Annotated in this window: 20 protein-coding genes and 1 riboswitch; of the genes, 10 read left to right on the top strand and 10 right to left on the bottom strand. The window is 70.4% G+C overall.

The features are described 5' to 3' along the window. Nucleotides 1–61: 61 nt before the first annotated feature. On the bottom strand, nucleotides 62–1,258 hold the full coding sequence (locus ACFV9D_RS00160) for a hypothetical protein (protein ID WP_385138461.1): 1,197 nt from the start codon (nucleotides 1,256–1,258) through the stop codon (nucleotides 62–64). A gap of 319 nt (nucleotides 1,259–1,577) precedes the next feature. Between ACFV9D_RS00160 and ACFV9D_RS00155 the strand changes: the two genes are divergently transcribed. Next, on the top strand, nucleotides 1,578–2,231 hold the full coding sequence (locus ACFV9D_RS00155; protein ID WP_385138458.1) for a TOPRIM nucleotidyl transferase/hydrolase domain-containing protein: 654 nt from the start codon (nucleotides 1,578–1,580) through the stop codon (nucleotides 2,229–2,231). A 243-nt stretch (nucleotides 2,232–2,474) separates the two neighbouring features. Here ACFV9D_RS00155 and ACFV9D_RS00150 read toward each other — a convergent pair whose 3' ends face one another. Further along, nucleotides 2,475–4,016, bottom strand: a complete 1,542-nt coding sequence (locus ACFV9D_RS00150; RefSeq protein ID WP_385138455.1) for a UDP-N-acetylmuramoyl-L-alanyl-D-glutamate--2,6-diaminopimelate ligase — start codon at nucleotides 4,014–4,016, stop codon at nucleotides 2,475–2,477. Between the two features lie 194 nt (nucleotides 4,017–4,210). Continuing rightward, the gene (locus tag ACFV9D_RS00145) at nucleotides 4,211–4,348 is read right to left on the bottom strand and encodes a hypothetical protein (protein WP_385138452.1); all 138 of its coding nucleotides are present in this window, start codon (nucleotides 4,346–4,348) and stop codon (nucleotides 4,211–4,213) included. Nucleotides 4,349–4,625: 277 nt separating this feature from the next. On the opposite strand from ACFV9D_RS00145, the gene ACFV9D_RS00140 reads away from it, so the two are divergent. Continuing rightward, nucleotides 4,626–5,387: a hypothetical protein gene (locus ACFV9D_RS00140; protein ID WP_385138449.1), complete on the top strand. Its 762-nt coding sequence runs from the start codon at nucleotides 4,626–4,628 to the stop codon at nucleotides 5,385–5,387. A gap of 99 nt (nucleotides 5,388–5,486) precedes the next feature. Beyond that, the gene (locus tag ACFV9D_RS00135; RefSeq protein WP_385138446.1) at nucleotides 5,487–5,990 is read left to right on the top strand and encodes a DUF5959 family protein; all 504 of its coding nucleotides are present in this window, start codon (nucleotides 5,487–5,489) and stop codon (nucleotides 5,988–5,990) included. Nucleotides 5,991–6,050: 60 nt separating this feature from the next. Here the strand turns inward: ACFV9D_RS00135 and thpR are convergent, their stop codons facing one another. Together thpR and ACFV9D_RS00125 are read right to left on the bottom strand one after the other, a co-directional pair. After that, the gene (gene thpR / locus ACFV9D_RS00130; protein ID WP_385138443.1) at nucleotides 6,051–6,635 is read right to left on the bottom strand and encodes an RNA 2',3'-cyclic phosphodiesterase; all 585 of its coding nucleotides are present in this window, start codon (nucleotides 6,633–6,635) and stop codon (nucleotides 6,051–6,053) included. Between the two features lie 77 nt (nucleotides 6,636–6,712). Next, a complete protein-coding gene (locus ACFV9D_RS00125; RefSeq protein ID WP_385138440.1) occupies nucleotides 6,713–8,338 on the bottom strand; it encodes an FAD-binding oxidoreductase in 1,626 nt (541 codons plus the stop codon). A gap of 72 nt (nucleotides 8,339–8,410) precedes the next feature. Here ACFV9D_RS00125 and ACFV9D_RS00120 point away from each other — a divergent pair, with 72 nt between their 5' ends. Both ACFV9D_RS00120 and ACFV9D_RS00115 read left to right on the top strand, forming a co-directional pair. After that, nucleotides 8,411–9,088 (top strand): TetR/AcrR family transcriptional regulator, encoded by a 678-nt coding sequence (locus ACFV9D_RS00120; RefSeq protein WP_385138437.1) that lies wholly within the window; start codon nucleotides 8,411–8,413, stop codon nucleotides 9,086–9,088. 106 nt (nucleotides 9,089–9,194) lie between these two features. Further along, nucleotides 9,195–9,605, top strand: coding sequence for a RidA family protein (locus tag ACFV9D_RS00115; RefSeq protein ID WP_385138434.1), 411 nt, complete (start codon nucleotides 9,195–9,197; stop codon nucleotides 9,603–9,605). A gap of 27 nt (nucleotides 9,606–9,632) precedes the next feature. Here ACFV9D_RS00115 and meaB read toward each other — a convergent pair whose 3' ends face one another. The 5 genes from meaB to ACFV9D_RS00090 form a co-directional block, all read right to left on the bottom strand. After that, complete coding sequence (meaB, locus tag ACFV9D_RS00110; RefSeq protein ID WP_385138431.1) at nucleotides 9,633–10,634, bottom strand: methylmalonyl Co-A mutase-associated GTPase MeaB; 1,002 nt, start codon at nucleotides 10,632–10,634, stop codon at nucleotides 9,633–9,635. Continuing rightward, nucleotides 10,631–12,805: a methylmalonyl-CoA mutase gene (gene scpA, locus ACFV9D_RS00105; RefSeq protein ID WP_385138428.1), complete on the bottom strand. Its 2,175-nt coding sequence runs from the start codon at nucleotides 12,803–12,805 to the stop codon at nucleotides 10,631–10,633. The genes meaB and scpA overlap by 4 nt, the downstream gene beginning before the upstream one ends. After that, nucleotides 12,805–14,613, bottom strand: coding sequence for a methylmalonyl-CoA mutase family protein (locus tag ACFV9D_RS00100; RefSeq protein ID WP_385138425.1), 1,809 nt, complete (start codon nucleotides 14,611–14,613; stop codon nucleotides 12,805–12,807). Before ACFV9D_RS00100 ends, scpA begins: the two co-directional genes overlap by 1 nt. Before the next feature lie 213 nt (nucleotides 14,614–14,826). Then, nucleotides 14,827–17,184 (bottom strand): 5-methyltetrahydropteroyltriglutamate--homocysteine S-methyltransferase, encoded by a 2,358-nt coding sequence (gene metE / locus ACFV9D_RS00095; protein ID WP_385138422.1) that lies wholly within the window; start codon nucleotides 17,182–17,184, stop codon nucleotides 14,827–14,829. 162 nt (nucleotides 17,185–17,346) lie between these two features. Next, nucleotides 17,347–17,567, bottom strand: a riboswitch (cobalamin riboswitch). A 190-nt stretch (nucleotides 17,568–17,757) separates the two neighbouring features. Further along, the gene (locus tag ACFV9D_RS00090; protein WP_385138419.1) at nucleotides 17,758–18,204 is read right to left on the bottom strand and encodes an SRPBCC family protein; all 447 of its coding nucleotides are present in this window, start codon (nucleotides 18,202–18,204) and stop codon (nucleotides 17,758–17,760) included. Nucleotides 18,205–18,513: 309 nt separating this feature from the next. Between ACFV9D_RS00090 and ACFV9D_RS00085 the strand changes: the two genes are divergently transcribed. The 5 genes from ACFV9D_RS00085 (at nucleotide 18,514) to ACFV9D_RS00065 (ending at nucleotide 24,620) form a co-directional block, all read left to right on the top strand. Then, nucleotides 18,514–19,557 (top strand): LacI family DNA-binding transcriptional regulator, encoded by a 1,044-nt coding sequence (locus ACFV9D_RS00085; protein ID WP_385138416.1) that lies wholly within the window; start codon nucleotides 18,514–18,516, stop codon nucleotides 19,555–19,557. 221 nt (nucleotides 19,558–19,778) lie between these two features. After that, nucleotides 19,779–21,287: an alpha-N-arabinofuranosidase gene (locus tag ACFV9D_RS00080; RefSeq protein ID WP_385138414.1), complete on the top strand. Its 1,509-nt coding sequence runs from the start codon at nucleotides 19,779–19,781 to the stop codon at nucleotides 21,285–21,287. Between the two features lie 122 nt (nucleotides 21,288–21,409). Next, nucleotides 21,410–22,693, top strand: a complete 1,284-nt coding sequence (locus tag ACFV9D_RS00075) for an ABC transporter substrate-binding protein (RefSeq protein WP_385138412.1) — start codon at nucleotides 21,410–21,412, stop codon at nucleotides 22,691–22,693. A gap of 11 nt (nucleotides 22,694–22,704) precedes the next feature. Then, nucleotides 22,705–23,712 carry a carbohydrate ABC transporter permease gene (locus tag ACFV9D_RS00070; RefSeq protein WP_385138409.1) on the top strand — a complete coding sequence of 336 codons (1,008 nt, stop codon included), beginning with the start codon at nucleotides 22,705–22,707 and terminating at the stop codon, nucleotides 23,710–23,712. Then, nucleotides 23,709–24,620, top strand: a complete 912-nt coding sequence (locus ACFV9D_RS00065) for a carbohydrate ABC transporter permease (protein ID WP_385138406.1) — start codon at nucleotides 23,709–23,711, stop codon at nucleotides 24,618–24,620. The genes ACFV9D_RS00070 and ACFV9D_RS00065 overlap by 4 nt, the downstream gene beginning before the upstream one ends. The last annotated feature ends 9 nt before the right edge of the window (nucleotides 24,621–24,629 follow it).

Below are 24,629 nucleotides of genomic sequence, written 5' to 3'. Positions count from 1 at the left end.
CGAGCGCGATGAGGCCACAGGGAGCAGGCCGCCGCCGCGGTGGCGGCCTGCTGTCGTATTCTCAGTCGGTTCCGGGCTCGTAGTTCGTCAGGACGCACCCGGCGACGTTCGACTTCTCCAGGCGGTAGCCCGCCGGGGCGGAGAAGCCCGGCTCGCAGTTCAGGTAGAGGAACTGGAGCTGGTACAGGCCGTGTCGGATGTCGGGGTTGTTGGTCTCCACGGCGATGTTCTGGCCCACGAGCAGCTTGCTCGCGGTGGCCCGGACGCGGTTGTCGTCCTTGAGGTCCTCCTGCTGTGCCGCCTTCGCCCGCTCCTGAAGGGTCGTCATGTCATCCACCATGTCGAGCCAGTTGAGGTTGTGCGCGCGCTGCGCCCCGCCCGGGTCGCCGCAGATCGCCCGGTCCTCCACCCCCCAGGCACGGTGGTCGCCGGTGACGACCGGCTGGTAGTCGATCGACTCGATCGCCAGCGCGTCCGGGGCTGTCGAGTAGTTCGTGCAGTCGACGGTGTGCGGGTGCACCAGCTCCTTCAGCTCTGCGAGGCTCCCCGCGCGGGGCAGGCCCAGGCTGCCCTCGGCCGGCTGACCCGGCTTCTCGGACGGCTTCCCGGACGCGGAGCCGCCGGCGGCCGGGTCCTGCGGGGTCTCGAAGTTCGGGCTGCCGTCGCCGTCCGCGCTCGCGACGAAGTCGCTCAGGACGCAGCCGTCGACGAGCGCCTTCTCCCGCTTGTACCCCTCGGGCACGGGGGCCGTCGGGTTGCAGGTGAGGACGCGCAGGTCCGATCGCGACAGCTTGAGCGCGGTCTTGGTCTCGGTCGGGGTGACGGCGAAGTTCTTGCCGACGAGGACGCGGCTGAACAGGCCGTACGTGGCGTCGCCGGCGGCGATCTTCGCCAGTACCCGCTGCTTGTATCCCTCCTGGAACGCCTTCATGTCGGAGGTCAGGTAGAAGATGATCTCGCCGCGCTCGACGCGGTCGCTGCACACACCTCGCGCGGTCACCGCCCACTTCCCGACGGTCGTGAGGTCGGTGAGCGGCAGCCGACTGTCGTTCGGGTCCGTACCCATCCGCTCACACGAGGCGTACCGCTGGACGTACACCTGAGCCTGCTCCAGCGAGTCGGCGTCGGCTCCGCCGTCGGCGGACGAAGTCGGGCCGGTGACCCCCGTCGTACGGTCGGAGTCGCCGTCCTCGCAGGCGGTGAGGGTGGCGAGGGCGGCGAGGGTCGCGGTCGCGGCGAGTATCCGCTTGAAGTGCATGGTTCGCTTTCGTCTGGGCGGTGTGTGATGCCTGGTCAATGGCGTGCACATGCTAGGGGGTTCCGGGTCATGCCGGGCTCGCGGCGTCTGGCACGCAGGCTCGCCGCGTTGTCATCGGTCGCCAGCACGTCGAGGGTCTGTCCCAGATGAGGCCGCGGTGATCCTGCGCAGGATCGAGCGATCGAGCTGATCGACTCGGCTGAGGCCGTCGCGGCTTCCCCAAGGCCACGTGCTGGTTCTCGAACCCGGACACCCAGCAAAAACGTGAGTGCGTACGGGATCTCGGTCGTGCCAGGATGGCGTCGGGAAGCGAGGTCTCGTGGACGAGTTGAGGCGATTCCGCCTGGCCCTTGCCGCATGGGCAGCCGGCGGAGCGGGGGCGGATGCAGCCGCCGGAGCGGCGCGGGAGTTGGCCGGCGACGTGCGGACGATCGTGCTCGTCGAGGGGAGCAGTGATCAGGTCGCGCTCGAAGCGCTCGCCACGCGCCACGGCCGCGACCTCGGCGGGGAGGGCGTCGCGGTAGTACCGCTCGGAGGCGCGACGAACATCGGGCGCTTCCTGGACGTGTGCGGTCCTCCAGGCCTGGGCCTCCCGCTGGCTGGTCTCTGCGACATCGGCGAGGAGCGGCATTTCCGGCGCCATCTGGAACGGGTCGGGCTCGGCACCGGTCTCGAGCACGCCGGCCTGGAGTCACTCGGGTTCCACGTGTGCGTCGCCGACCTGGAGGACGAGTTGATCCGCGCTCACGGGGCCGAGGGCGTGGAGCGGGTGATCGAGGCCCAGGGAGAGATGCGCCCCTACCGCACCTTCCGGGGACAGCCGGCACAGCGGGAACGGCCCGTGGAGCACCAGTTGCGGCGCTTCATGGGTACGCACAGCGGTCGCAAGGCGCTCTACGCGCAGGCGCTGGTCGCACACTTGGACCTCGAGCACGTTCCCCGGCCGCTGGCCCGCCTCCTCACACACGTCTGACTCGACTGCCGCAGACGGAACGCCCATCGCGGCGGTCAAGGTCAAGGTGAAGCCGGCCGTGTTCACGGCGGCGAGGCCCGTACGGAGGTCCCCGGCGCCCAGGCCTCGCGCCGTGGGGGGAACGGTGACCCTCATGGGGCCAGGCCGGCGTCGGGCCTCACGCCACGTCGGCGCCACAGGCCTGCCCGGGGACCGGATGGTGCCGCCCGCCGGATCGCACCGGTGCGCCCGGCCCCTCATGCGTCATGTGGCCGAGCGCTGGGTGACCCGGGCACGGCCGGCGGATACGGCGCGGGATGCGGCGGCCGTCCATTCCAAGGTGAGTTCACGGACGGTGGCCATGTCGCTGAAGGGCAGCAGCTCGTCGCCGACGATCTGGTGCGGCTCGCTGCCCTTGCCGGCGATCAGGACGGTGTCCTCGGGGCCCGCCGCGGACAGGGCGAACGAGATGGCCTCGCGGCGGTCGGCGATCCGCTCGAACGGTGTGCCGGTCAGGGCGAGGCCGGGGACGATCTGGTCCAGGATGGCCTGCGGGTCCTCGTTGCGAGGGTTGTCCGAGGTGAGGACGCACAGGTCGGAGTGGGCCCCGGCGATCCGCCCCATGTCGGCCCGCTTCGTCGTGTCCCGGTCGCCGCCGCAGCCGAAGACGGTGATCACCCGGCCTCGCGCGTAGCCGCGGATGGTGGTCAGGACCTTGTCCAGGGAGTCCGGGGAATGGGCGTAGTCCACGATCACGGAGGTACCGCCCGCGGTCTCGAAGCGCTCGAACCGGCCGGGGACGGGCGGCATCCGGTCGAGTGCGGCGACGAGGGCGCCCAGCTCGTGTCCGAGGACGTGGCAGGCGGCCAGGGTGGCAAGCGCGTTGGCCACCGAGAACCGGCCCGGGACCGGGATCGACGCCGGATACGTACGCCCTGCGTGGTGAAGAGTGAACCGTGTGCCGGAAGAGCTGACGGCGAGGTCGGTCGCCCGGTAGTCCGCCGGCACGTCGAGGGCGTACGTGGTCACCGCACCCGGCATCATCGCCACGATCCCAGCGCCCACCGGGTCGTCGGCATTGACCACCGCGCGCCGGCACAACCCCTGGAAGAGGCGGAGTTTGGCGTCCCGGTAGTTCGCCATCGTTCCGTGGTCGTCGAGGTGGTCCTGCGTCAGGTTCGTGAACACCCCGACGTCGATGAACGTACGGTCCACCCGGTGCGTCAGCAGGCCCATCGACGTAGCCTCCAGCACCACACTGCCGGTCCCGCTGTCGCGCATGCACCCCAGGAGATATTGCAGGTCCGGCGACTCCGGGGTGGTCAGCACCGATCGTGGCATCGGGATCAGTTCGTCGCCGATCCGGCTGCCGGCCGTCCCGATGACTCCCACCTTCGCGCCTTCGGAGATCCGCAGGGCGGACTCGACCATGTACGAGACCGATGTCTTGCCGTTGGTGCCGGTGATCGCGACCACGTCCATCTGCCGCCCCGGTTCGCCGAAGTAGCGGGCGGTCACGATCGCGGCCGCCCTCCGGACGTCCGGCACCCGCACGGCACACGCGCCCGGAGGCCACACCGACGGCGTTGGCGCGGTGCCGTCGACGAGTACGGCGGCCGCCCCGCGGGCGAGCGCGGGCGCCACGGAGCCGGGCCCGCCCTCCCGGTGTCCTGGTACGGCGATGAAGAGGCAACCCGGAGTCACCCGGTCCACGTCGAAGGTCGTCCCCGCGGTGATCAGCGTTCCGCTCGGGTCACCCTGGAGTACGTGGTGCTCCTGCCCGGCCAGCAAATCGCTCAGCTTCACAATGATCCCTTCGAGGTGGCCCGGCCCGGTCGTGCGGCCGTAGCCAGGCGGCAGCGCCGGCGAGTGCCGGAAGGCTGCTGTGGTGACGTGGAGCGGGGGCGGAGACCGCCCGGCGGCAGGCGGGCGCGGCGGACTCGGCCGGGGGAGAGGCCTGGCGTGCGGCACAGAGAGCGGCGCGCCGGGGGAGAGGATCGCTAGCCGTGGCCGTGCAGCGCGATACGGCGGGTGCGGGGCGCCTCGACGTCAGCGGCGGTGGCCGGGTCGACGACGGCCGGACGCACGCCGGACGCGGCCTGCCGCAGGCACTGCCTCGTCGAACTCGCGCGACCCATGGAGCGAGTGTACGGCCGTTCCGACGGCCCGCCGCCCACCTCGCCGACCGCCCTGGTCACCCGATGGCCTGAGCCGGAGATCCCAAGATGGGTTCCTATGGACGGCACAAGGTCGAAGACCACCACCCCCCGCTTCGCAGGCGCCCCCTCTTCGACGCCACGCTCTGGACGGGTCACCGGTGCGACTCGGTGAGGCGCGGCCGTATCAACTCCGCGCGTCCCCAGTTAGTGCACGGCAGAGAGGGATCGAGCAGCACCGATCGAAAGGAACAGCCCCATGGGCAGGAAGAAGCCCGGCAAACCGCGCCGGATCCGCGTACCTCGGCAGTACTCGCTTCGCGAACTGAACCCGCCGGGTACCGCCTACAGGGAGTGGTTCCAGGTCCAGCCCGGCATGGACGCCACGAAACTCAACGCCCCCAGCCTCTCGGAGGAGGCGACGGACCTGATGCGCCGGCTCGCCGTGCTGGGACCGGTCTACGGGAACTCTGTCCCCCGGGCCGCGCTCAGCCTCGACCAGCTGATCGACACCGGCCGGCTCCCGATCATCGGCCCCGACGGCACGGGCACGATGATCCCCGTTGAGGAACTGGCACCACGGCAGCACGGAGCGAGCCGGGAAGAGGTTCGCGAGTCCATTCACCAGCTGCACTCGGTGGGTGCACTGCTCGTCGAGGACAGCGAGGAGCAGGAGGTCTCCTACGTGCGCATGGTTGCCAAGCGCCCCAGTGAGCCGGGAGAGAAGTGGCACTTCGCCGGAGAGCCCGGCGTCGCCGTGGCCACCACTTGCGTACCCACCGAAATGTGGGGCGAGATCCCCAGCGACGTCGCCACCGCGGTCATGTTCCTGCGCAGCTGTCGGTCGCAGCTTCGGGAGCCGGACCCGGACGAGTACGGCCGGCACGCGAGCGTGAACGGTCCTGACCATGCCCGCGAACTGTTTGCGGCCGCCGAAGCATCTGGCTACGTCGACTTCAAGGGATGTGACGCCTGCCCGGCAGGGCACCTCTGCACCCGGGAGGACGGCAAGGACGACTAGGTGTATTGATCACGAGCGTTGATAACGGTGCCGGGTCTTGATCACGGCGAAGACCTCCGGTGTGGTGGAGGTGTCCCAGCCGGTGATACGAGAGGATGCATGTCAGACCAGCACGAGAAAGCGAGGCCGGCGGTGACCGAACCGGACGCGGTGGACCTGATCAACCTGGAAGACGCGGAGGGCAGCAGCTGCGTCGTCCGAGTGACCGGCCGCTTCCAGCCGGGGGTGCTGACCGGCCACGACATCCTGAGGGCCGATGTCCTGGCCTCGGCCGACTTCGTCGACGCCCGGCTTGAGCTTTTCCTGTTTCAAGAGGACCTCGACGCCTGGCAACGCGACCTGACCCGACTCGCACCGGGCACGGACGCGAGCATCGGTGGCGACCGCGGACTGAGCCTCTTCTTCCACATGCACGAGGACCGCTCCTTGTCCCTGACCGTTGAGGACCCTGACCGCCTCACCGCCATGCTGTGGCTCCGGCCGCGAGAGAACTGGATACAGGAGCACCACCAGCGACTTGAGCGCGTTCGAGACGCCTGGCCGAGTGAAGTCGTAGAGACGGCTCCCATGGCTTACGAGTGGAGTCCCAGCCGGAAGCGTTGAGTCGCGACGCCCGCCGACACTCGCACTTCCCAAACACCCCTGACGGGACAAAACGCTCTTTCAGTTTTCGTCGCCGAAGCTCCAGGCTTCGATGTCTCGGTAGCGGATCGGTCCCGGGCCGCGGCCGAAGTTGCTGCCGACGAGGTGCAGGCGTGCGGCCTGCCATCGGCGGCCGGCGAACGCGTCGAGTCCGGCGGCGGCCTCCACCACGTCGGCGAGATCGTTGCGGCGGGCTCGGGCCAGCGTGAGATGGGGGCGCAGCGGGCGGTCCTCGAAGGGGACCCCGCACTCCTTGACCACGGCGCGCACGTCGGAGGCGAGCAGGTGCAGGCCTTCGAGGTCCCCGTCGATCCCGCTCCACAGCACCCGCTCGTCGAAGTGCCCGCCGCCGCGCAGCGACAGTTCGACGGGACCGCGGGCCACTGCCAGCTCGGCGAGGGGCGGTCGCAGGAGCGGAACGGTCGCAACCGGTAGTTCCCCGAGGAACGCCAGGGTGATGTGCCAGTCCTCGATGCGGTTCCACCGCATGTCCGGGTACGCCTCGTAGGCCGGCCGCAGCGCCCGCGCCAGCTCCTCCTTGGCATCGTCGGGCGGTGCGAGCGCTATGAACACCCGAACGGTCGAGGCCTGGATCTGTTCGTTCACGGGAGTCTTCGTACCGCATCTCGGCTGGTCGAGTCATCTTTCTGTCCGTACCGCCAGTGTGCAGCGGGCGCCGCACTTCAGTCGACGAGCACACCTGGGTTGAGGATGCCCCGCGGGTCGAGCGCGCCCTTGGCCGCGCGCAGCGCGAGGGCGAAGGGGTCGGGGCGCTGGCGGTCGTAGCCCGTGCGGTGGTCCCGGCCGACGGCATGGTGGTGGGTGATCGTGGCCCGGTGGCGGTTCAGGACATCGCTCGCCACGGCCTTGAGGTCGTCCCAGAAGGCCACCTCGTCGCCGGGGCGGCCGGCGGCGAGGACGGTGAAGTACGGGGCCGCGCCGTCGGGATAGACGTGGGTGAGGCGGCAGTTGATGGTGGCGGGGTGGCCGGTGGCCTTGAGGGCCGCCTCGCCGACCTCCTTGCGGACCGCGTCGATCAGGCCGGGGATCCTGTCCCAGGTGGCCGCCGTCTCGAAGGTTTCCGCGACGGCGCCCATCCTGGCCAGACCGTCGCGGAGGTAGGGCATCCGCAGGAAGGCCGAGCGCCAGGCGCTCACGGCCGCGTCGGCGGGCGCGCCACCCGTGCCGCCCGCACCACCCGTGCCGCCCGCACCACCCGCACCACCCGTGCCGCCGTGGGAGCGGGCCAGGTCGACGGCTTGTGCGAGCCGACCGGTGACCGGTCCGTCCGCGGATTCGAAGCCCAGGACGAGTACGGCGGAGCCGTCGTGCGCCGCGCCGGAGAGCGCGGCCTCGCCGGCGTCGAGCAGCCGGCAGTTGGCGGGGGAGAGGTCCGACTGTGCGATGGCGCGCACCGCTGCCAGCGCGGCGTGGAGATCGGCGAAGGCGAGGGAGGCGGACGCCTTGTGCACAGGGCGTTCCTGTAGCCGCACCCATGCCTCGGTGATGACGCCCAGTGCTCCTTCGGAGCCGAGGAACAGCCGGTCGGGGGACGGGCCCGCGCCCGACGCGGGCAGCCGCCACGAGGCGCTGATGCCGGCCGGGGTGACCACGCGCAAGGACTGGACGAAGTCGTCGATGTGCGTCCGGCCGGTGGCGTAGTGGCCGCCGGCCCGGGTGGCGAGCCAGCCGCCCAGGGTGGAGAACTCGAAGCTCTGCGGAAAGTGGCGCAACGTCAGGCCATGGGGCCTGAGTTGGTCTTCCAGGCTCGGACCGAGGGTCCCGGCCTGGATGCGGGCGGCCCTGCCGACGGTGTCGACCTCGAGGACGCGGTCCATGGCGGTCAGGTCGAGGGACAGCACGGCGCGATGGGCGTCACCGCGGTACTCCACGCCGCCCGAGACCGAGGACCCTCCGCCGTACGGCACGACCGCGATCTGCCGCTCACCGGCCCAGTCCAGCAGGTCGGCCACCTCCCGGTCGTCCGTAGGGCGGGCGACGAGGTCGGGTATGCGGCCGGGGCGCCCGCGCAGAGCGCGTACGACGTCGCGGTACGCCTTGCCCATGGCGTGGGCGGCGCGCTGTTCGGGGTCGGTGTCGACCAGGTGCGCGAGACTCGCCGGGGGTTCGACGGCGGGGCTCTCGACGTGCAGGTCGCGGACGCGGGGGACGGGGAGGGGGCGGGCGAGGGTACCGGGAACCAGGGCGCCCATCGCAGCGCACTCGGCGTCGTCGGGATGCGCGTCCTCCCACCCCCATCCCCACCAGGACCGCGTGCGGGAGGTCGGCTGCGTCGGCGTGCCGGTCATGGTGCGCTCCAGAGGTCGCGGGAACCGAACGAATTTACCTTGCGGTAAATTACTTACTGATAATATCGGCTCATGGCAACCCCACGTTCGAAAGCCGGCACCAAGGGAGTTCCGCGACACCACCGCGAACGGCAGATGCTGGACGCCGCCACGGAGGAGTTCGGCACCCACGGCTACGCGGCCGCCTCCCTCGCCGCCATCGCCGAGCGCGTCGGCGTCACGAAGACACTGCTGCACCAGTACTTCGGCACCAAGGAGGACCTGTACCTCGCCTGCCTGGTGCCCGTCGGAGACCGTCTCCTCGACGCCATCCGCACCGCGATGGGGCCGGACGGGACCACCGCGCACACGCCCCTGCGGGTGCTCGAGAGCATCTTCACCGCCCTGGAGGGCCGGCGGGAGGCGTGGTTCGTGCTGTACGACACCTCCCTGCCCGCCGACGGCAAGGCCGCCCGCCGGGCCGCGGAGTACTGGTCGGCCATCGACCGGCTCGCGGCCGGCGGCACCGCCGACCTGCTGCGCGCGGCCGGGTCCACCGACCCCCTGGACGCCGACGCGCTCAGATACGTCTGGCGGGACCTGGTCGCCACCCTCGTCCGCTGGTGGGTCAAGCACCCCGACCAGTCCCCGGAGGCCATGACCCAACGCTGCGCCCGCCTGTTCGCGGCCGCCGCCGCCCTCACCCCGGACCACGAGGCGCCCTCACCCCCGGCCGGTCGGCCGCCTCAACGCGGACACCCCCACCCGTAGTCCTCGGGAATGAATCCCGGCGTCCCTCGGCTGTCGTATGTGGATCTTGCCGGGTGGCGATCGTGGCCACCCGGCTTCGTGCGTGTCGTTTTGAGGGAGTGTCAGCATGTCCGTCACACAGCCCGCCGTCGAGCGTGTGCGCGTCTCCGCGGAGCCGGACTGGTACGAGTCGGCCGGTATCTCGCTCGGCATCCGGGTCGGGAACCTGGTCTTCACCTCGGGGCAGGCCCCGATCGACGCCCACGGGGCCACGGTCGGCGCCGGGGACTTCGAGGCTCAGGCCCGTCAGGCGCTCGCGAACCTGTCGACGGTGCTGACGAACGCCGGGTCCAGCCTGGCCGACACGGTCAAGGCGACCGTGTTCGTCACCGACATCGCGCACCAGGACGTCTTCGCCGAGCTGCGCGCGGAACACTTCCCGGACAAGCCCCACCTCGCGGAGTCGTTCGTGGAAGTGTCCTCGCTCGCCGACCCCGAGTGGATGATCGAGATCGAAGCCATCGGGCTCGTCCGCTGAGGTCGGCCACCACGGACACTCGGTCGGTCAGGGGGCGTCCGCGGCGGCCGAGCCCGATTCCTCGAACGCGCGCAGGATGCGCTCCGCTGCCAGGGTCGCCGTCAACTCGCCGTCCCTGACCTGCTGTTCGAGGGACGGGGTCAGGGCGCGTACGGCGGGGTCCGCGTGCAGGCGGCCCAGCAGCTCGTCCCGGACCATCGTCCACGTCCAGCCGACCTGCTGGTCACGGCGGCGGGCGGCGAGGCGGCCGGTCGAGTCGAGCAGGACGCGGTGCTGCTCGAGGCGCTCCCACACCGTGTCGAGGCCGGACGACTCGCGGGCGCTGCAGTGGAGGACGGGAGGGGTCCACGCGCCGTCCGCGCCGTGCATCAGCCGCAGCGCGCCCGACAGTTCCCGCGCCGCGGCGCGGGCGTCGCGCTCGTGCGGCCCGTCCGCCTTGTTGACGGCGACCACGTCCGCCAGCTCCAGGACACCCTTCTTGATGCCCTGCAGCTGGTCGCCGGTCCGCGCGAGCGTGAGCAGGAGGAAGGAGTCGACCATGTCGGCCACGGCGGTCTCGGACTGGCCCACACCGACGGTCTCGACGAGGATCACGTCGTAGCCCGCGGCCTCCATCACGAGGATCGACTCACGCGTCGCCTTGGCGACGCCGCCCAGCGTTCCGGCCGTGGGGGAGGGCCGCACGAAGGCCGCCGGGTCCACGGCGAGCCGCTCCATCCGCGTCTTGTCGCCCAGGATCGAGCCACCCGTCCGGCTCGACGACGGGTCGACGGCGAGCACCGCGACCCGGTGGCCGAGGCCGGTCAGCATCGTGCCGAACGCGTCGATGAACGTCGACTTCCCGACGCCCGGAACACCGCTGATCCCGATCCGCCGCGCCTTCCCGCTGTGCGGCAGCAGCTCGGTGAGCAACTGCTGTGCCAGCAAGCGGTGTTGGGGCCGGGTGGACTCGACGAGCGTGATGGCGCGCGCGATGATCGCGCGCTTCCCGTCGAGTACACCCTTCACATAGACGTCGAGGTCGATCACAGCTCGTGCCCGAGGCCGTCCGACAGTCGCCGCACCAGGTCGTACGCCGCGTCCGGGATCACCGTCCCGGGCGGGAACACGGCCGCGGCGCCCATCTCCAGGAGGGTCGGCACGTCCTGCGGCGGGATGACACCGCCGACCACGATCATGATGTCCTCGCGGCCCTCCGCCGCCAGTTCCTCCCGCAGCGCCGGTACGAGAGTGAGGTGACCGGCGGCCAGCGACGACACCCCGACGATGTGCACGTCCGCCTCGACGGCCTGGCGCGCGACCTCGGCCGGGGTCTGGAACAGCGGGCCGACGTCCACGTCGAAGCCCAGGTCGGCGAAGGCGGTGGCGATCACCTTCTGGCCGCGGTCGTGGCCGTCCTGGCCCATCTTGGCGACCAGGATGCGCGGACGCCGTCCCTCGGCCTCGGCGAAGGCGTCCACGACGGTACGGGTGCGTTCGACGGACGGGGACTCGCCGGCTTCGTTGCGGTACACACCGGAGATCGTACGGATCTGGCTCGCGTGCCGTCCGTACACCTTCTCCAGTGCGTCGGAGATCTCGCCGACCGTCGCCTTCGCGCGGGCCGCGTTCACCGCCAGCTCCAGCAGGTTGCCCTCGCCCCCGGCGGCCCGGGTGAGCGCGTCCAGCGAGTCCTGGCACGCCCGCTCGTCCCGCTCCGCGCGCAACCGCCGCAGCTTCTCGATCTGCTGGGTGCGCACGGAGGAGTTGTCGACCTTGAGGACGTCGATCTGCTCGTCCGTCTCGACGCGGTACTTGTTGACGCCGATGACGGGCTGGCGTCCGGAGTCGATGCGGGCCTGGGTGCGGGCCGCGGCCTCCTCGATGCGCAGCTTGGGGATGCCCGCGTCAATGGCCTTGGCCATGCCGCCTGCCGCCTCGACCTCCTGGATGTGCTGCCAGGCACGGCGCGCCAGGTCGTACGTCAGCTTCTCCACGTAGGCGCTGCCGCCCCACGGGTCGATGGCCCGGGTCGTGCCCGACTCCTGCTGGATGAGGAGCTGGGTGTTGCGGGCGATCCGCGCCGAGAAATCGGTGGGCAGGGCGAGCGCCTCGTCGAGGGCGTTGGTGTGCAGCGACTGGGTGTGGCCCTGCGTGGCCGCCATCGCCTCCACACACGTACGCGTCACGTTGTTGAAGACGTCCTGTGCGGTCAGCGACCAGCCCGAGGTCTGCGAATGGGTGCGCAGGGAGAGGGACTTGGCGTTCTTCGGATCGAACTGCTTCACCAACTTGGCCCAGAGCAGCCGGGCCGCCCGCATCTTGGCGATCTCCATGAAGAAGTTCATGCCGATGGCCCAGAAGAAGGACAACCGGGGCGCGAACGCGTCGACGTCGAGGCCCGCCTCCCGCCCGGCCCGGATGTACTCCACACCGTCGGCGAGCGTGTACGCCAGCTCCAGGTCGGCCGTCGCACCCGCCTCCTGGATGTGGTAGCCCGAGATGGAGATCGAGTTGTAGCGCGGCATCCGCTGCGAGGTGAAGGCGAAGATGTCGGAGATGATCCGCATCGACGGCTTCGGCGGATAGATGTAGGTGTTGCGGACCATGAACTCCTTGAGGATGTCGTTCTGGATGGTCCCGGCGAGCTTCTCCGGCGGTACGCCCTGCTCCTCCGCCGCCACGATGTACAGCGCGAGCACCGGAAGCACGGCGCCGTTCATCGTCATCGACACGGTCATCTTGTCCAGCGGGATGCCGTCGAAGAGCTGCCGCATGTCGTAGATCGAGTCGATCGCGACGCCCGCCATGCCGACGTCACCGGTCACCCGCGGGTGGTCGCTGTCGTAGCCCCGGTGCGTCGGCAGGTCGAAGGCGACGGACAGGCCCTTCTGACCGGCTGCCAGGTTGCGCCGGTAGAAGGCGTTGGACTCCTCGGCGGTGGAGAAGCCCGCGTACTGGCGGATCGTCCAGGGCTGGTTGACGTACATCGTCGGGTACGGGCCGCGCAGATACGGAGCGACGCCCGGGTACGTGTCCAGGAAGTCCAGGCCCTCCAGGTCCTGCCCGGTGTAGAGCGGCTTGACCGCGATGCCCTCCGGGGTCTCCCAGAGCAGGTCGTCACCGCCCGCGGCCTTCTTGACGGCCGTCCGCCATTCGTCGGCGGTGCCGTCGGCGGCCGGGGTACCCAGCTCGATCCCGGTGAAATCGGGGACGGACATCAGGACACTCCCATCCGGTCAAGGGTGGCGGTGAGCACGGCGACCGCGTCACAGCCGGCGAAGACATAGGCGTCGACACCCGCGTACTGTCCGGGCCGCCCCGCGAGGAACACGTGGCCGGCGCCCGTCGACCTGAGCTCCTCGGCCCGGGCCTCGGCCTGCTCCTCGTAGAGCGCGTCGCTGGAGCAGAGGCATGCCTCGCTCGCCCCGCTCTCCTCGAAGGTGCCCTCCGTGACGGCCTCGATCCCGCCCGCCTGGAACAGGTTGGCGGCAAACGTGGCTCGCGCCGTGTGCGCGGCGGCGGGGCCGAGGGTGGCCAGGAAGATCCGCGGCCGGGTGCCGGTCGCGGCGAGGTGGGCGTCGGAGCGGGCCCGCAGGGCCTCGTACGCGTCGTCGCGACGCACGCGCGGGAGGCCGCCGGCCGGCGGCTCGGGCGCGGGCTCGCGGACGACGGGCTTCTCGGTGAGGTTCGGGAACTCGCTGACACCGGTGACGGGTTCGCGCCGCTTGGCGAGCTTCGAGCTGCGCGCCTCCCAGTTGTTCGCGAGGTCCTGGCCGAGGTGGCCCGAGCGCAGGGCCTCCGCCTGACCGCCGATCCGCTCGATCCACTGGAAGAACTCCCAGCCCGCCTGGGCCAGTTCGTCCGTGAGTCGCTCCACGTACCAGGATCCGCCGGCCGGGTCGATCACCCGGGACAGATGCGACTCCTCGATGAGGATCGTCGAGGTGTTGCGCGCGATGCGCCGGGCGAACGCGTCCGGCAGGCCGAGCGCGTGGTCGAACGGCAGCACGGTGACGGAATCGGCTCCGCCCACACCGGCGGCCAGGGTGGCGACGGTCGTGCGCAGCATGTTCACCCACGGGTCGCGACGGGTCATCATCACCGGCGAGGTCACGACGTGCTGGACCTGGGCGCCCGCACCGCTCGCCCCGCACACCTCGGCGACCCGGGCCCACAGCCTGCGCGCAGCCCGCAGTTTGGCGATCGTGAGGAACTGATCGGCGGTGGCCGCGTAGCGGAACTCGAGCTGTCCGCAGGCCTGCTCGATGCTCAGGCCCGCGTCGGTGAGCTGCCGCAGGTACGCGACTCCGGTCGCCAGCGAGCAGCCCAGCTCCTGCGCCGCCGAACCGCCGGCCTCGTGGAAGGGAAGCGCGTCGACGGTCAGCGCCCGCAGGCCCGGGTACTCCTCGGCGCAGCGCCGCGCGAGGCCGGCCACGGGCGAGAAGTCGAACGACCGATCCGTGCGGGCTTCGAAGCCGAGCGGATCGGCTCCCAGGTTGCCGCGCGCCGCCTCCTTGGTGACCCCACGCTCCTCGTACAGCCGCAGCAACTCCCGCGCGGCGTCGTCGACCTCGCTCCCCGCGTCGAGGACGACGGGGGCGAGGTCGAGGTAGACGCCGTCGAGGACCCTGCCGAGCGACGACACCGGGATGTCCTGGTCGCCGACGGCCAGCCACAGTGAGGTGACGCCGTTCTCCAGGTCCGCGAGCACTGCGTCGCCGTCGACGGTCGTGTGCCGCTGCCGCACGTCCCAGCCGCCGAGGACGTTCCCTTCGGCACGGCCGGCCCGCACGAAGGGGGCGAAGCCGGGGAAGCCGGGATCGGGTGCGGTGTCGCCGGCCGCGTACAGAGGACGGACGCGGAGTCCGTCCTCCAACGTCGTGGACAGGGCGTCCTCGGCGGCCGTGCCCTCGACGTCCTTGCCCGACTTGCTCAGCACGCCTGCCACCAGGCGTTGCCACTGCTCACGGGTCGCGTCGGGAAATTCGGCGGCGAGGCTGAGCCCGTCGTCGGGAAGGACTGTCATGCTCGGATGCTAGGTCAGGCGAACAAAGGAGCAGCAGTGCGCACGGCTGTGACCTTGCCCTCTCCTGGTTGACCTTGCAGCACCACAGGTATCCGTTCTACGGGACGATCTGGAGGTACCGGGACGTCCGACTCCATCCGCCTGGCCGCGAACGCGGCTCGCGCGTCGGGCCGGGGCACCCGACGGGTGCCCCGGCCCTGGGGAGGCTCCCCGTCAGGACGCGTCCAGCTCGCCGCGGACCGTGCGGGCCGCCGCCACCAGGTTCTCCAGGGAGGCCCGGGTCTCGGGCCAGCCGCGGGTCTTCAGGCCGCAGTCGGGGTTGACCCAGAGCCGTTCGGCGGGGATGGCCTCGAGACCGGTACGGAGCAGCTCGGCCGCCTCCTCGGCGCTCGGGACGCGCGGGGAGTGGATGTCGTACACACCGGGTCCCGCCTCGCGCGGATAGCCGTGCGAGGCCAGCTCCCGGGCGACCTGCATGTGGGAGCGGGTGGCCTCCAGGCTGATCACGTCGGCGTCGAGGTCGTCGATGGCCTGGACGATGTCACCGAACTCCGCGTAGCACATGTGCGTGTGGATCTGCGTGTCCGGCCGTACACCGCTGGTGCTGAGCCGGAACGCCTCCGTCGCCCACGCCAGGTATGCGGCGTGGTCGGCGGCGCGCAGCGGCAGGGTCTCCCGCAGCGCGGGCTCGTCCACCTGGATCACCGAAGTGCCCGCCGCCTCCAGGTCGTTCACCTCGTCGCGCAACGCGAGCGCGACCTGCCGGGCGGTCTCCCGGAGCGGCTGGTCGTCGCGGACGAAGGACCAGGCGAGCATGGTGACCGGGCCCGTGAGCATGCCCTTGACCGGGCGGGAGGTCAGGGACTGCGCGTACGTCGTCCAGCGGACCGTCATCGGTGCGGGGCGGGAGATGTCGCCGGCCAGGATCGGCGGACGGACATAGCGGGTGCCGTACGACTGGACCCAGCCGTGCTGCGTGGCGAGGTAGCCGGTCAGCTGCTCCGCGAAGTACTGGACCATGTCGTTGCGCTCGGGCTCGCCGTGCACGAGGACGTCAAGGCCGCACTTCTCCTGGAAGGAGATCACCTCCTGGATCTCGGCCTTGATGCGCTCCTCGTAGCCGGCCGTGTCGAGCCACCCCGCCCGCAGGTCGGCGCGGGCGGCGCGCAGTTCGCCGGTCTGCGGGAAGGAGCCGATGGTGGTGGTCGGCAGCAGCGGCAGAGCGAGGTGGGTGCGCTGGACGGTGGCCCGCTCGGCGTACGGCTGGGAGCGGCGCGTGTCCGCGTCGGTGACCGCGCCCGTACGGCTGCGCACGGCGGGGTCGCGGGTGAGGGGGGAGTCCGCGCGGGAGGCGAGGTCGGCCCGGTTGGCGGCGAGTTCGGCGGTGATCGCGCCGGTACCGTGGGCCAGGCCCTTGGCGAGGGTGACGATCTCGGCGGTCTTCTGGCGGGCGAAGGCGAGCCAGCGCAGGATCTGCGGTGCGATGTCCCGCTCGGCGGACGCGTCGAGGGGGACGTGCAGCAGGGAGCAGGAGGCCGACACGTCGACCCGGTCGGCGAGGCCGAGCAGGGTCCCGAGGGTGGCGAGGGACTTCGTCAGGTCGTCGACCCAGATGTTGCGGCCGTTGACCACCCCGGCGACCAGACGTTTGCCGGGCAGACCGCCGACGGCGGCGAGGGCGTCCAGATTGGCCGCGGCGGACTCCGTGAAGTCGATCGCGAGTCCCTCGACCGGAGCCTTGGCCAGGACGGGCAGGGCCTTGCCCAGGCGGCCGAAGTAGGAAGCGATCAGCAGCTTCGGCCGGTCCGTGAGGGTGCCGAGTTCACGGTACGCGCGCGTGGCGGCGTTCAGCTCGGCCGGGGTGTGGTCCTGCACCAGGGAGGGCTCGTCGAGCTGTACCCACCGGGCGCCGGCGGCACGCAGGTCGGCGAGGACCTCGGCGTACACCGGAAGCAGCCGGTCGAGCAGCGTCAGCGGGTCGAAGTCCGTGGCCACGCCGGGCGCGGGCTTGGCCAGGAGCAGGTAGGTGACCGGGCCGACCAGGACGGGACGGGCCGTCAGCCCCAGGGCGAGGGCTTCCTTCAGCTCGGCGACCTGCTTGGTGGAGTCCGCCCGGAACACGGTGTCAGGGCCCAGTTCGGGCACCAGGTAGTGGTAGTTGGTGTCGAACCACTTGGTCATCTCGAGCGGGGCGACGTCCTGCGTGCCGCGCGCCATCGCGAAGTACACGTCCATGGGGCATCCCCTGCTCGAGCGAAGTCGAGAGCTCGGGGAAGGATCGGCGGCGACGGCCTCCCGGTGGCGTTCGGGGACCGCGCCGACCATCACGGTCGTGTCCAGTACGTGGTCGTAGTAGGAGAAGTCACCGGTCGGGACTTCGTCGATGCCGGCCCCGGCGAGCTGCTGCCAGGCGGCCCGGCGCAGTTCGGCGGCGGTGGCCCGGAGGGCGTCGGCGGTGACGCGGCCCTTCCAGAAACCCTCGATCGCCTTCTTCAGCTCCCGGTTCTGTCCCTGCCGGGGGTAGCCGTACACGGTGGCCCGTGCTGCCGCTGCTGCGGGTTTGGTGGTCACGGAGATCTCCTTCGCGAGATGAATCCCTGAGATCCCGGAGACGGGACGAGAGCGCGAAGGGGACGTACCGGACGATCGACCTCGCGCGCCATGGGCGCCGGTCCCCGCCTGGTATGTACGCCGACCCGCCCACGAGGTCACCGGAATGTCCGCGCACGAGTCGTTCGCACGCGGGCAACGGGCAGGTCTTCGGACTCGCGGGCACGTCCACCCAAGGGTGGACACCTAGTGGCCGTCGCTTCCCAGACCCGTACCGGATCCAGTGCGTATGACGGCGGTCGTTCCCGCTCACCGCTGCGGGGCAGTCCCGGATTCCCACCGGGTTCCCTCTTACGACGCATCCCGCCTGGCGGACGGGGCGAACCAGCTGCACCGGCCAGCGTAGGGGGCCACTCGGCGCTGGGGCGGGTGATGTTCACGATTCGGATGGTGAGGTGAGACACGCCCCGGACTCGGAGCGGCTCCGCGCTGGAATGCTCTCGGCGCGCGGTCCCGCCGCTCGGTCGAGCGCTCGCCGTGGACGAGAGCAGCAGCACCTTCGTGCCGTACCGGTGGGGGACGCTACGTGAGTGCTCACACCTTCGCGGAGTGTTCGCGTACCGCGATCTCGGCCAGCTTCGTCAGCATCATGCCGTTGCGGACGGCGACGATGTAGTCCACGGGGAGACCGTGCATCCGGGTGCCGGGGCCCCGGAGAGGATGCCAGTCAAGGGTGAAGAGGGTGTTCTCGCCCCAGGGCATCAGCTTCATGGCGATGCGTGCCGCCCCGAAGGGATCCGCCTTCGCTTCCAGCTCCAGGCGCCGCTCCGGTTCGCAGACGCGGACGACGCAGGTGTCGTCGAGGGTCAAGGGGCCGGCACCGACGCGTACCTTCAGTCGTGCGCCCACCTCCGGCCAGTGCGGGTCCGCGGCGAGGACCTGCTGGGTGCCCGTCACCCACTCCCCGTAGCGTTTGCCTTCGGACAGCAGGCGCCAGACCTCGGACGGCGAGCTCAGGATCAGACGGCGGTTCCGGGCCACGCCGATCACGCTCCTTCGGGAGGATGGGCTTGGCCTCCAGCCTTGTACCGTCCGTCCGCCCGCGCAGTCCGACAGGTCCGAACGGAGTGCTCCGGGCATGGGCGGCGAATCCCCTACGGCCACCGGCCCGGGGCCGAATGCATGAATCGTTTTAGGGACCTGGGGGGTGTTGCGACCTGTGGATCGAGTCACGACCGCACACAGCCCAGGGTGTTGCTCCCAACCGGCGTTGATACGATCCAATCGGTAGCGAGTGAAGCGAGTGCAGCGGACGGTCGGGGCCGACGATCGGGACGGAGAGCGCGCCAGGTGAGTCGCACGACACGCACGGGGCGGGGAGCCGGCATCAAGGACGTGGCCCGGGAGGCGGGGGTCTCGGTCGGCACGGTCTCCAATGTGATCAACCGGCCCGATCTCGTCTCCGAGCGCACGCGCCGCCATGTGCGGGACGTCATCGCGCGGCTCGGATACATCCGAAGCGAGTCCGCTCGCCAGCTGCGGGCCGGCCGGAGCCGGATCCTCGCCCTCCTCGTCCTCGACATGGGCAACCCCTTCTTCGTCGACCTGGCCAAGGGCGCCGAGCGGACCGCCCGCGCGGCCGGACTGAGTGTGATGGTCTGCAACAGCGACCAGAGCCCCGCCGCCGAGGCCGAGTACCTCTCCCTCTTCGCCGAGCAGCGGGTGCACGGCGTCCTGGTGACCCCCGCCGACCCCAGTGGGAGCAACCTTCGGGAGTTCCGGCGGCACGGCATCCCCTTCGTGCTCGTGGACCGGGTGGCCGGCGGCGAGGCGGAGTGCTCGGTCTCCGTGGACGACGTCGCGGGCGGCGCGATGGCCGTCCGCCATCTGCTCTCCCTCGGTCACCGCTCGATCGCCTACGTCAGCGGACCGCCCCACCTGCTCCAGGTCCAGGACCGCCGCACCGGCGCGCATCACGCCCTGGCGGAAGCCGGACTGCCCCCGGACGCGCTCCACGAGATCGGCGGCGAGCGACTGGACGTGAACGCCGGCCGGGACGCAGGGGCGCGGCTGCTGGGGGCGGCGGAGCGGCCGACCGCCGTCTTCTGCGCCAACGACCTCCTCGCGCTCGGTGTGCTCCAGTCGATGTACGCGGCCGGCGTCCGGGTGCCGGAGGACATCGCGATCGTCGGGTACGACGACATCGAGTTCGCCGCCGCGGCGGCCGTACCCCTGACCTCGGTTCGGCAGCCCGCCGCCGTGCTCGGCGCGATGGCCACCGACCTGCTGCTCGAGGAGGGCGGAGACGCTGCCGCCGTCGCCGCGCACCGGCACCAACAAGTCGTGCTCCAGCCCGAGTTGGTCGTCCGCGGGTCCACCCTGCTCAGGCGCTGAGCGCGAACCGGCCGCCGGAGAACGGCGCGTCCGACCTCCTGATCCCCAAGAGCGGGCGCCCTCATGGTCGTTCTCCGTGCCGAACGGGGTTCGGGATTCTGCCGAATGTCGGCCCGACGCATTGACGCGCATGATGTTCGACTTTACGGTCCCGTTCGAAGTGACGAGCGTCATTCGATATCTCGAACAAAAGGTCTGCCTCGCCTCCGGAAGGGAACCGCATGTCCCACCCGACCGCCCGCTTCACCCTCGATCCGGACTTCACCGTCGGGGCCGTCGACGCCCGGCTGTTCGGCTCCTTCGTCGAGCACCTCGGCCGCTGCGTCCACACCGGCATCCACGAACCCGGCCACCCCGCCGCCGACGAGGACGGACTGCGCACCGACGTGCTGGAGCTCGTACGCGAGCTCGGCGTCACCGCCGTCCGCTACCCCGGCGGGAACTTCGTCTCGGGCTACAGGTGGGAGGACGGCGTCGGCCCGGTCGAGGAGCGGCCCCGCCGTCTCGACCTCGCCTGGCGGTCCACCGAGACCAACCGCTTCGGGCTCGCCGAGTTCATCGCCTTCCTCCGGAAGATCGGCCCGCGGGCCGAGCCGATGATGGCGATCAACCTCGGCACCCGGGGGGTCGCCGAAGCAGTCGACCTCCTGGAGTACGCCAACCACCCGTCCGGCACGGAGCTCTCCGACCGCCGGATCGCACACGGCGACAAGGACCCCTTCGGGATCCGGCTGTGGTGTCTCGGCAACGAGATGGACGGCCCGTGGCAGACCGGTCACAAGACCGCCGAGGAGTACGGACGGCTCGCCTCCGCGACCGCACGTGCCATGCGTCAGTACGACCCCGGACTCGAACTCGTCGCCTGCGGCAGCTCGAGCCGGGCGATGGACACCTTCGCCGCCTGGGAGGCGACCGTCCTGGCGGAGACGTACGAGGACGTCGACCACATCTCGCTGCACGCCTACTACGAGGAGGTGGACGGCGACCGCGACTCCTTCCTCGCCTCCGCCGTCGACATGGAGGCCTCCATCGATGCGGTCGTCGCCACCTGCGACCACATCGGCGCCCGACTGAAATCCGAGAAGAAGATCACGCTCTCCTTCGACGAGTGGAACGTCTGGTACCAGCGCCGGCCCAACCCGCACCCCGTCGAGGACTGGCAGGAGGCGCCCCGCATCCTGGAGGACGTCTATACCGTCACCGACGCCGTCGTCCTCGGCTCGCTCCTCATCGCCCTGCTGCGCCACGCCGACCGGGTGGCCGTCGCCTGCCTCGCCCAGCTCGTCAACGTGATCGCCCCGATCATGACCGAACCCGGCGGGGCGGCCTGGCGGCAGACCACCTTCTTCCCGTTCGCCCTGACCTCCCGGTACGGGCGCGGCGAGGTCCTCGACGTACGCGTGGATGCGCCGACGTACGAGACGGCGAGGTTCGGCGAGGTGCCGCTGCTGCACGCCACCGCCGTACGGGACGAGAACGGCGGCGTGACCGTCTTCGCCGTCAACCGCGGCCAGACGGAGCCTCTTCCGCTCGACGTGACCGTGCGCGGGCTGGACCTGACCCGGATCGTCGAGCACAGCGCGCTCGCCGATGCGGATCCCGAGGCTCGCAACACCGTCGACGACCCCGAGCGGGTCGCCCCTCACCCGGTACACGGCACGGCGCTCGTGGACGGCACCCTGCACGCCGTACTCGCACCACTGTCCTGGAACGTCATCAGGCTGGCTTGACGCCAGGCTTGAATCCTTTCATCACGCATCCCTGTCCCAACCGTTGACGTGACGCGCGGGTGTCCATACGTTGTCCCAGCAAGCGCTTTCCTAAAACGTTTCAATGTGCGGGAGGACGAACGGTGCGTACCACCAACACGGTTGACCGACGGGGGCTGCTCAAGCTCGCGGGCGGCTCATTGGCCGCTGTCGGCCTCACCGCGGCAGGGTGTGGCAGCGGAAGCGGTTCCGGGGACGGGACGGTCACCATCCGGTATGCCTGGTGGGGCTCGGACGACCGCGCCAAGCGGATCAACCAGTCGATCGCGCTCTTCGAGAAGAAGTACCCGAAGATCAAGGTCAAGACCGACTTCCAGCCCTACCTCGACTTCTGGAAGAAGTTCAACACCCAGGCCTCGGGCGGCAACCCGCCGGACGTCTTCCAGAACGCGGTCGGCTTCCTGCGGAAGTACGAGGCGAAGAACGTGCTGCTCGACCTCCGCGAGCAGGTCGAGGCCGGCAACCTCCGCCTGGACGGTTTCCGCGCCGGTCTGGAGAAGTTCGGGGAGGTCGACGGCAAGCTGCTCGGCGTCCCGGTCGGCAGCAACTCGATGGCCCTCGTCATCGACCAGCCCGTCTTCACCAAGGCGGGTGTCTCCCCGAAGGCCGGCTGGACCTGGGAGGAGTTCCACGCCGCCCTCGCCAAGATCCGCGACACCCAGGGCCGGGCCGGCGACAGCGGTATGTACGGCGTGATGTACCTCTACGACCTCTATCTGCGGCAGCAGGGCAAGGCGTTCTTCACCACGGACGGTCTCGGCTTCACCGAGGCCGACCTCACCGACTGGTGGACCAAGGGGTACGCCGGGGTGAAGGCGGGCCTCCACTCCGACCCGAAGAAGGTCGCGCAGGTCAAGCCGAAGTCGGCCGTAGCCGCCGAACTCGCCGCCGCCGAGTTCACCTGGGACAACTTCACCGTCCGCTACACCTCGGAGGGCAGGAGCCAGTACGGGCTTGCGCCCATCCCGACGACCGACGGCAAGAGGACGGGACAGTACCTCGGTTCGCTGATGCTCAGTGGCTCGAGGCGCACCAAGCACCCCAAGGAAGTCGCCCAGTTCATCGACTTCATGGTCCACGACCCCGAAGTCGCGAAGATCATGGGCTTCGACCGGGGCGTGCCGGCCACCACCGCGCAGTACGAGGCGTTCAAGCCCAGCGACCCGGTCGCCCAGCAGATCGCCGCGTACGAGAAGCAGTTGGTCGACACTCGCGTCCTGGAGACGATCACCCCGCACCCCGCCGGTGCCGACCTCTGCGAGGCCGCCTTCCTGCGTCTCGCGGAGGACATGGCGCTGGGCAAGCGCTCGGTCGGGGACGCGGTGAATCAGTACTTCACCGAGGCCAAGACGGCGCTCGGCTCCTGATGGGACCCACCGTGACACACGTACGACAGTCGTCACCGGCCGTCGAGTCCGAAGCGCCGGGCTCCACGGCCGGGGCCGGTCCCTCGGGCGGCGGCGGCGATGCCCGGCGGTCCGGCCCCGCCCGCCGCCGGGCCCGGCGCGAGAACCTCGCCGGATACGCCTTCATGTCGCCGTGGATCGCCGGCTTCGTCCTGCTGACCGCGGGACCGATGGTCGCCTCGCTCTACTTCGCCTTCACCGACTACAACCTCTTCGACGCCCCGAAGTGGATCGGTCTGCGGAACTTCACCGACATGTTCGCCGACCCGCGCTGGCGGACCTCGGTGGAGGTGACCAGCTGGTACGTCGTCATCGGCACGCCGCTCAAGCTGGCCGCCGCGCTCGGTGTGGCCCTGCTGCTCAACCAGAAGCGACGGGGCCAGGGCTTCTACCGGGCGGCGTTCTATGCGCCCTCGCTCATCGGCGCGAGCGTCTCCGTCGCCATCGTCTGGCGCGCGCTCTTCTCCGACGACGCCGTCGTCGACCGGACGCAGCAGCTGTTCGGCATGGAAGCCGGCGGCTGGATCGGCGACCCCGACCGGATCATCTACAGCCTGGTCGCGCTCACCGTCTGGCAGTTCGGCGCCCCGATGGTGATCTTCCTGGCGGGTCTGAAGCAGGTCCCGCGCGAGCTGTACGAGGCGGCGGAGGTGGACGGCGCGGGCCCCTGGCGGCGCTTCTGGCACATCACGCTGCCGATGATCTCGCCGGTGCTCTTCTTCAACGTGCTCCTGGAGACCATCCACTCGTTCCAGATCTTCGGCTCCGCCTACATCCTGGGCGGCCAGGGCAGCGCCTGTGGACCGGCCGACGCCACGCTCGTCTACACCTGCTACCTCTACATCCAGGGCTTCGAGAACAGCCGGATGGGCTTCGCCTCGGCGATGGCATGGATGCTGCTGCTCGCCGTCGGTCTGGTGACCGCGGTGCTGTTCTGGTCCCAGCGGCGCTGGGTGCACTACGAGGAGACGTCGCGATGACCCCGACCCGTACGAAGCCGGAGACGGAGACGGTGGCGACGACAGCGACCAGGGCGGCGACGACGGCCGGGCGCGGGTGGCCGCTCGGCTCGGCCGCCTGGCATCTGTCCTCGCTCGCCGTCCTCGCGATCGTCCTCTACCCGGTGGTGTGGGTGATCGGTGGCTCCTTCAAGCCGAACGACGAGATCGTCGGCAGCCTGGAGCTCTTTCCCACCGACCCGATCGTGGACAACTACCGCAGGCTGGCCGACGGCATCGCGGACATCCCCATCACGACCTTCTTCTCCAACTCCCTCTTCCTCGCGGTCGGTTCGGTCGTCGGGGTGCTGCTCTCCTGCTCGCTGGCGGCCTACGCCTTCGCCAGGATCGGCTTCGCGGGGCGCGGGGTGCTCTTCGCCGTGATGATCGGCACGCTGCTGCTGCCCTACCACGTGCTGCTCATCCCGCAGTACGTCCTCTTCCAGAAGCTGGAACTCGTCAACACGTTCACGCCGTTGCTGCTCGGGAAGTACCTGGCGACGGACGCCTTCTTCGTCTTCCTGATGGTGCAGTTCATGCGCGCGCTGCCGAAGGAGCTGGACGAGGCGGCGCGGTTGGACGGCTGCGGCCATGCGCGGATCTACTGGTCGATCGTGCTGCCGCTGTGCCGGCCCGCGCTCATCACCAGTGCGATCTTCACGTTCATCAACGCGTGGAACGACTTCATGGGGCCGTTGATCTATCTCAACGAACCCGAGAAGTACACGGTCTCGCTCGGCCTGAAGATGTTCGTCGACCAGGACGGCGTCGCCAACTACGGCGGAATGATCGCGATGTCGCTGGTCGCGCTGGTGCCGGTGCTCGCCTTCTTCCTGGCCTTCCAGCGCTATCTCATCGACGGCATGGCCACCTCGGGACTCAAGGGCTGAGGGGGGAAG

The sequence above is a fragment of the Streptomyces sp. NPDC059875 genome (assembly GCF_042731085.1).
GTDB lineage: Bacteria > Actinomycetota > Actinomycetes > Streptomycetales > Streptomycetaceae > Streptomyces.
The sequence above is the reverse complement of the archived record's forward strand: the minus strand, read 5'-3'. Positions and strand labels throughout refer to the sequence as shown.

Coding starts and splice junctions, on each gene's coding strand:
- ACFV9D_RS00115 (WP_385138434.1), top strand. CDS start 9,195: ATGTCCGTCACACAGCCCGCCGTCGAGCGTGTGCGCGTCTCCGCGGAG.
- scpA (WP_385138428.1), bottom strand. CDS start 12,805: ATGTCCGTCCCCGATTTCACCGGGATCGAGCTGGGTACCCCGGCCGCC.
- ACFV9D_RS00145 (WP_385138452.1), bottom strand. CDS start 4,348: ATGGGTCGCGCGAGTTCGACGAGGCAGTGCCTGCGGCAGGCCGCGTCC.
- ACFV9D_RS00080 (WP_385138414.1), top strand. CDS start 19,779: ATGTCCCACCCGACCGCCCGCTTCACCCTCGATCCGGACTTCACCGTC.
- ACFV9D_RS00140 (WP_385138449.1), top strand. CDS start 4,626: ATGGGCAGGAAGAAGCCCGGCAAACCGCGCCGGATCCGCGTACCTCGG.
- ACFV9D_RS00120 (WP_385138437.1), top strand. CDS start 8,411: ATGGCAACCCCACGTTCGAAAGCCGGCACCAAGGGAGTTCCGCGACAC.
- ACFV9D_RS00125 (WP_385138440.1), bottom strand. CDS start 8,338: ATGACCGGCACGCCGACGCAGCCGACCTCCCGCACGCGGTCCTGGTGG.
- ACFV9D_RS00160 (WP_385138461.1), bottom strand. CDS start 1,258: ATGCACTTCAAGCGGATACTCGCCGCGACCGCGACCCTCGCCGCCCTC.
- ACFV9D_RS00135 (WP_385138446.1), top strand. CDS start 5,487: ATGTCAGACCAGCACGAGAAAGCGAGGCCGGCGGTGACCGAACCGGAC.
- ACFV9D_RS00065 (WP_385138406.1), top strand. CDS start 23,709: ATGACCCCGACCCGTACGAAGCCGGAGACGGAGACGGTGGCGACGACA.
- ACFV9D_RS00100 (WP_385138425.1), bottom strand. CDS start 14,613: ATGACAGTCCTTCCCGACGACGGGCTCAGCCTCGCCGCCGAATTTCCC.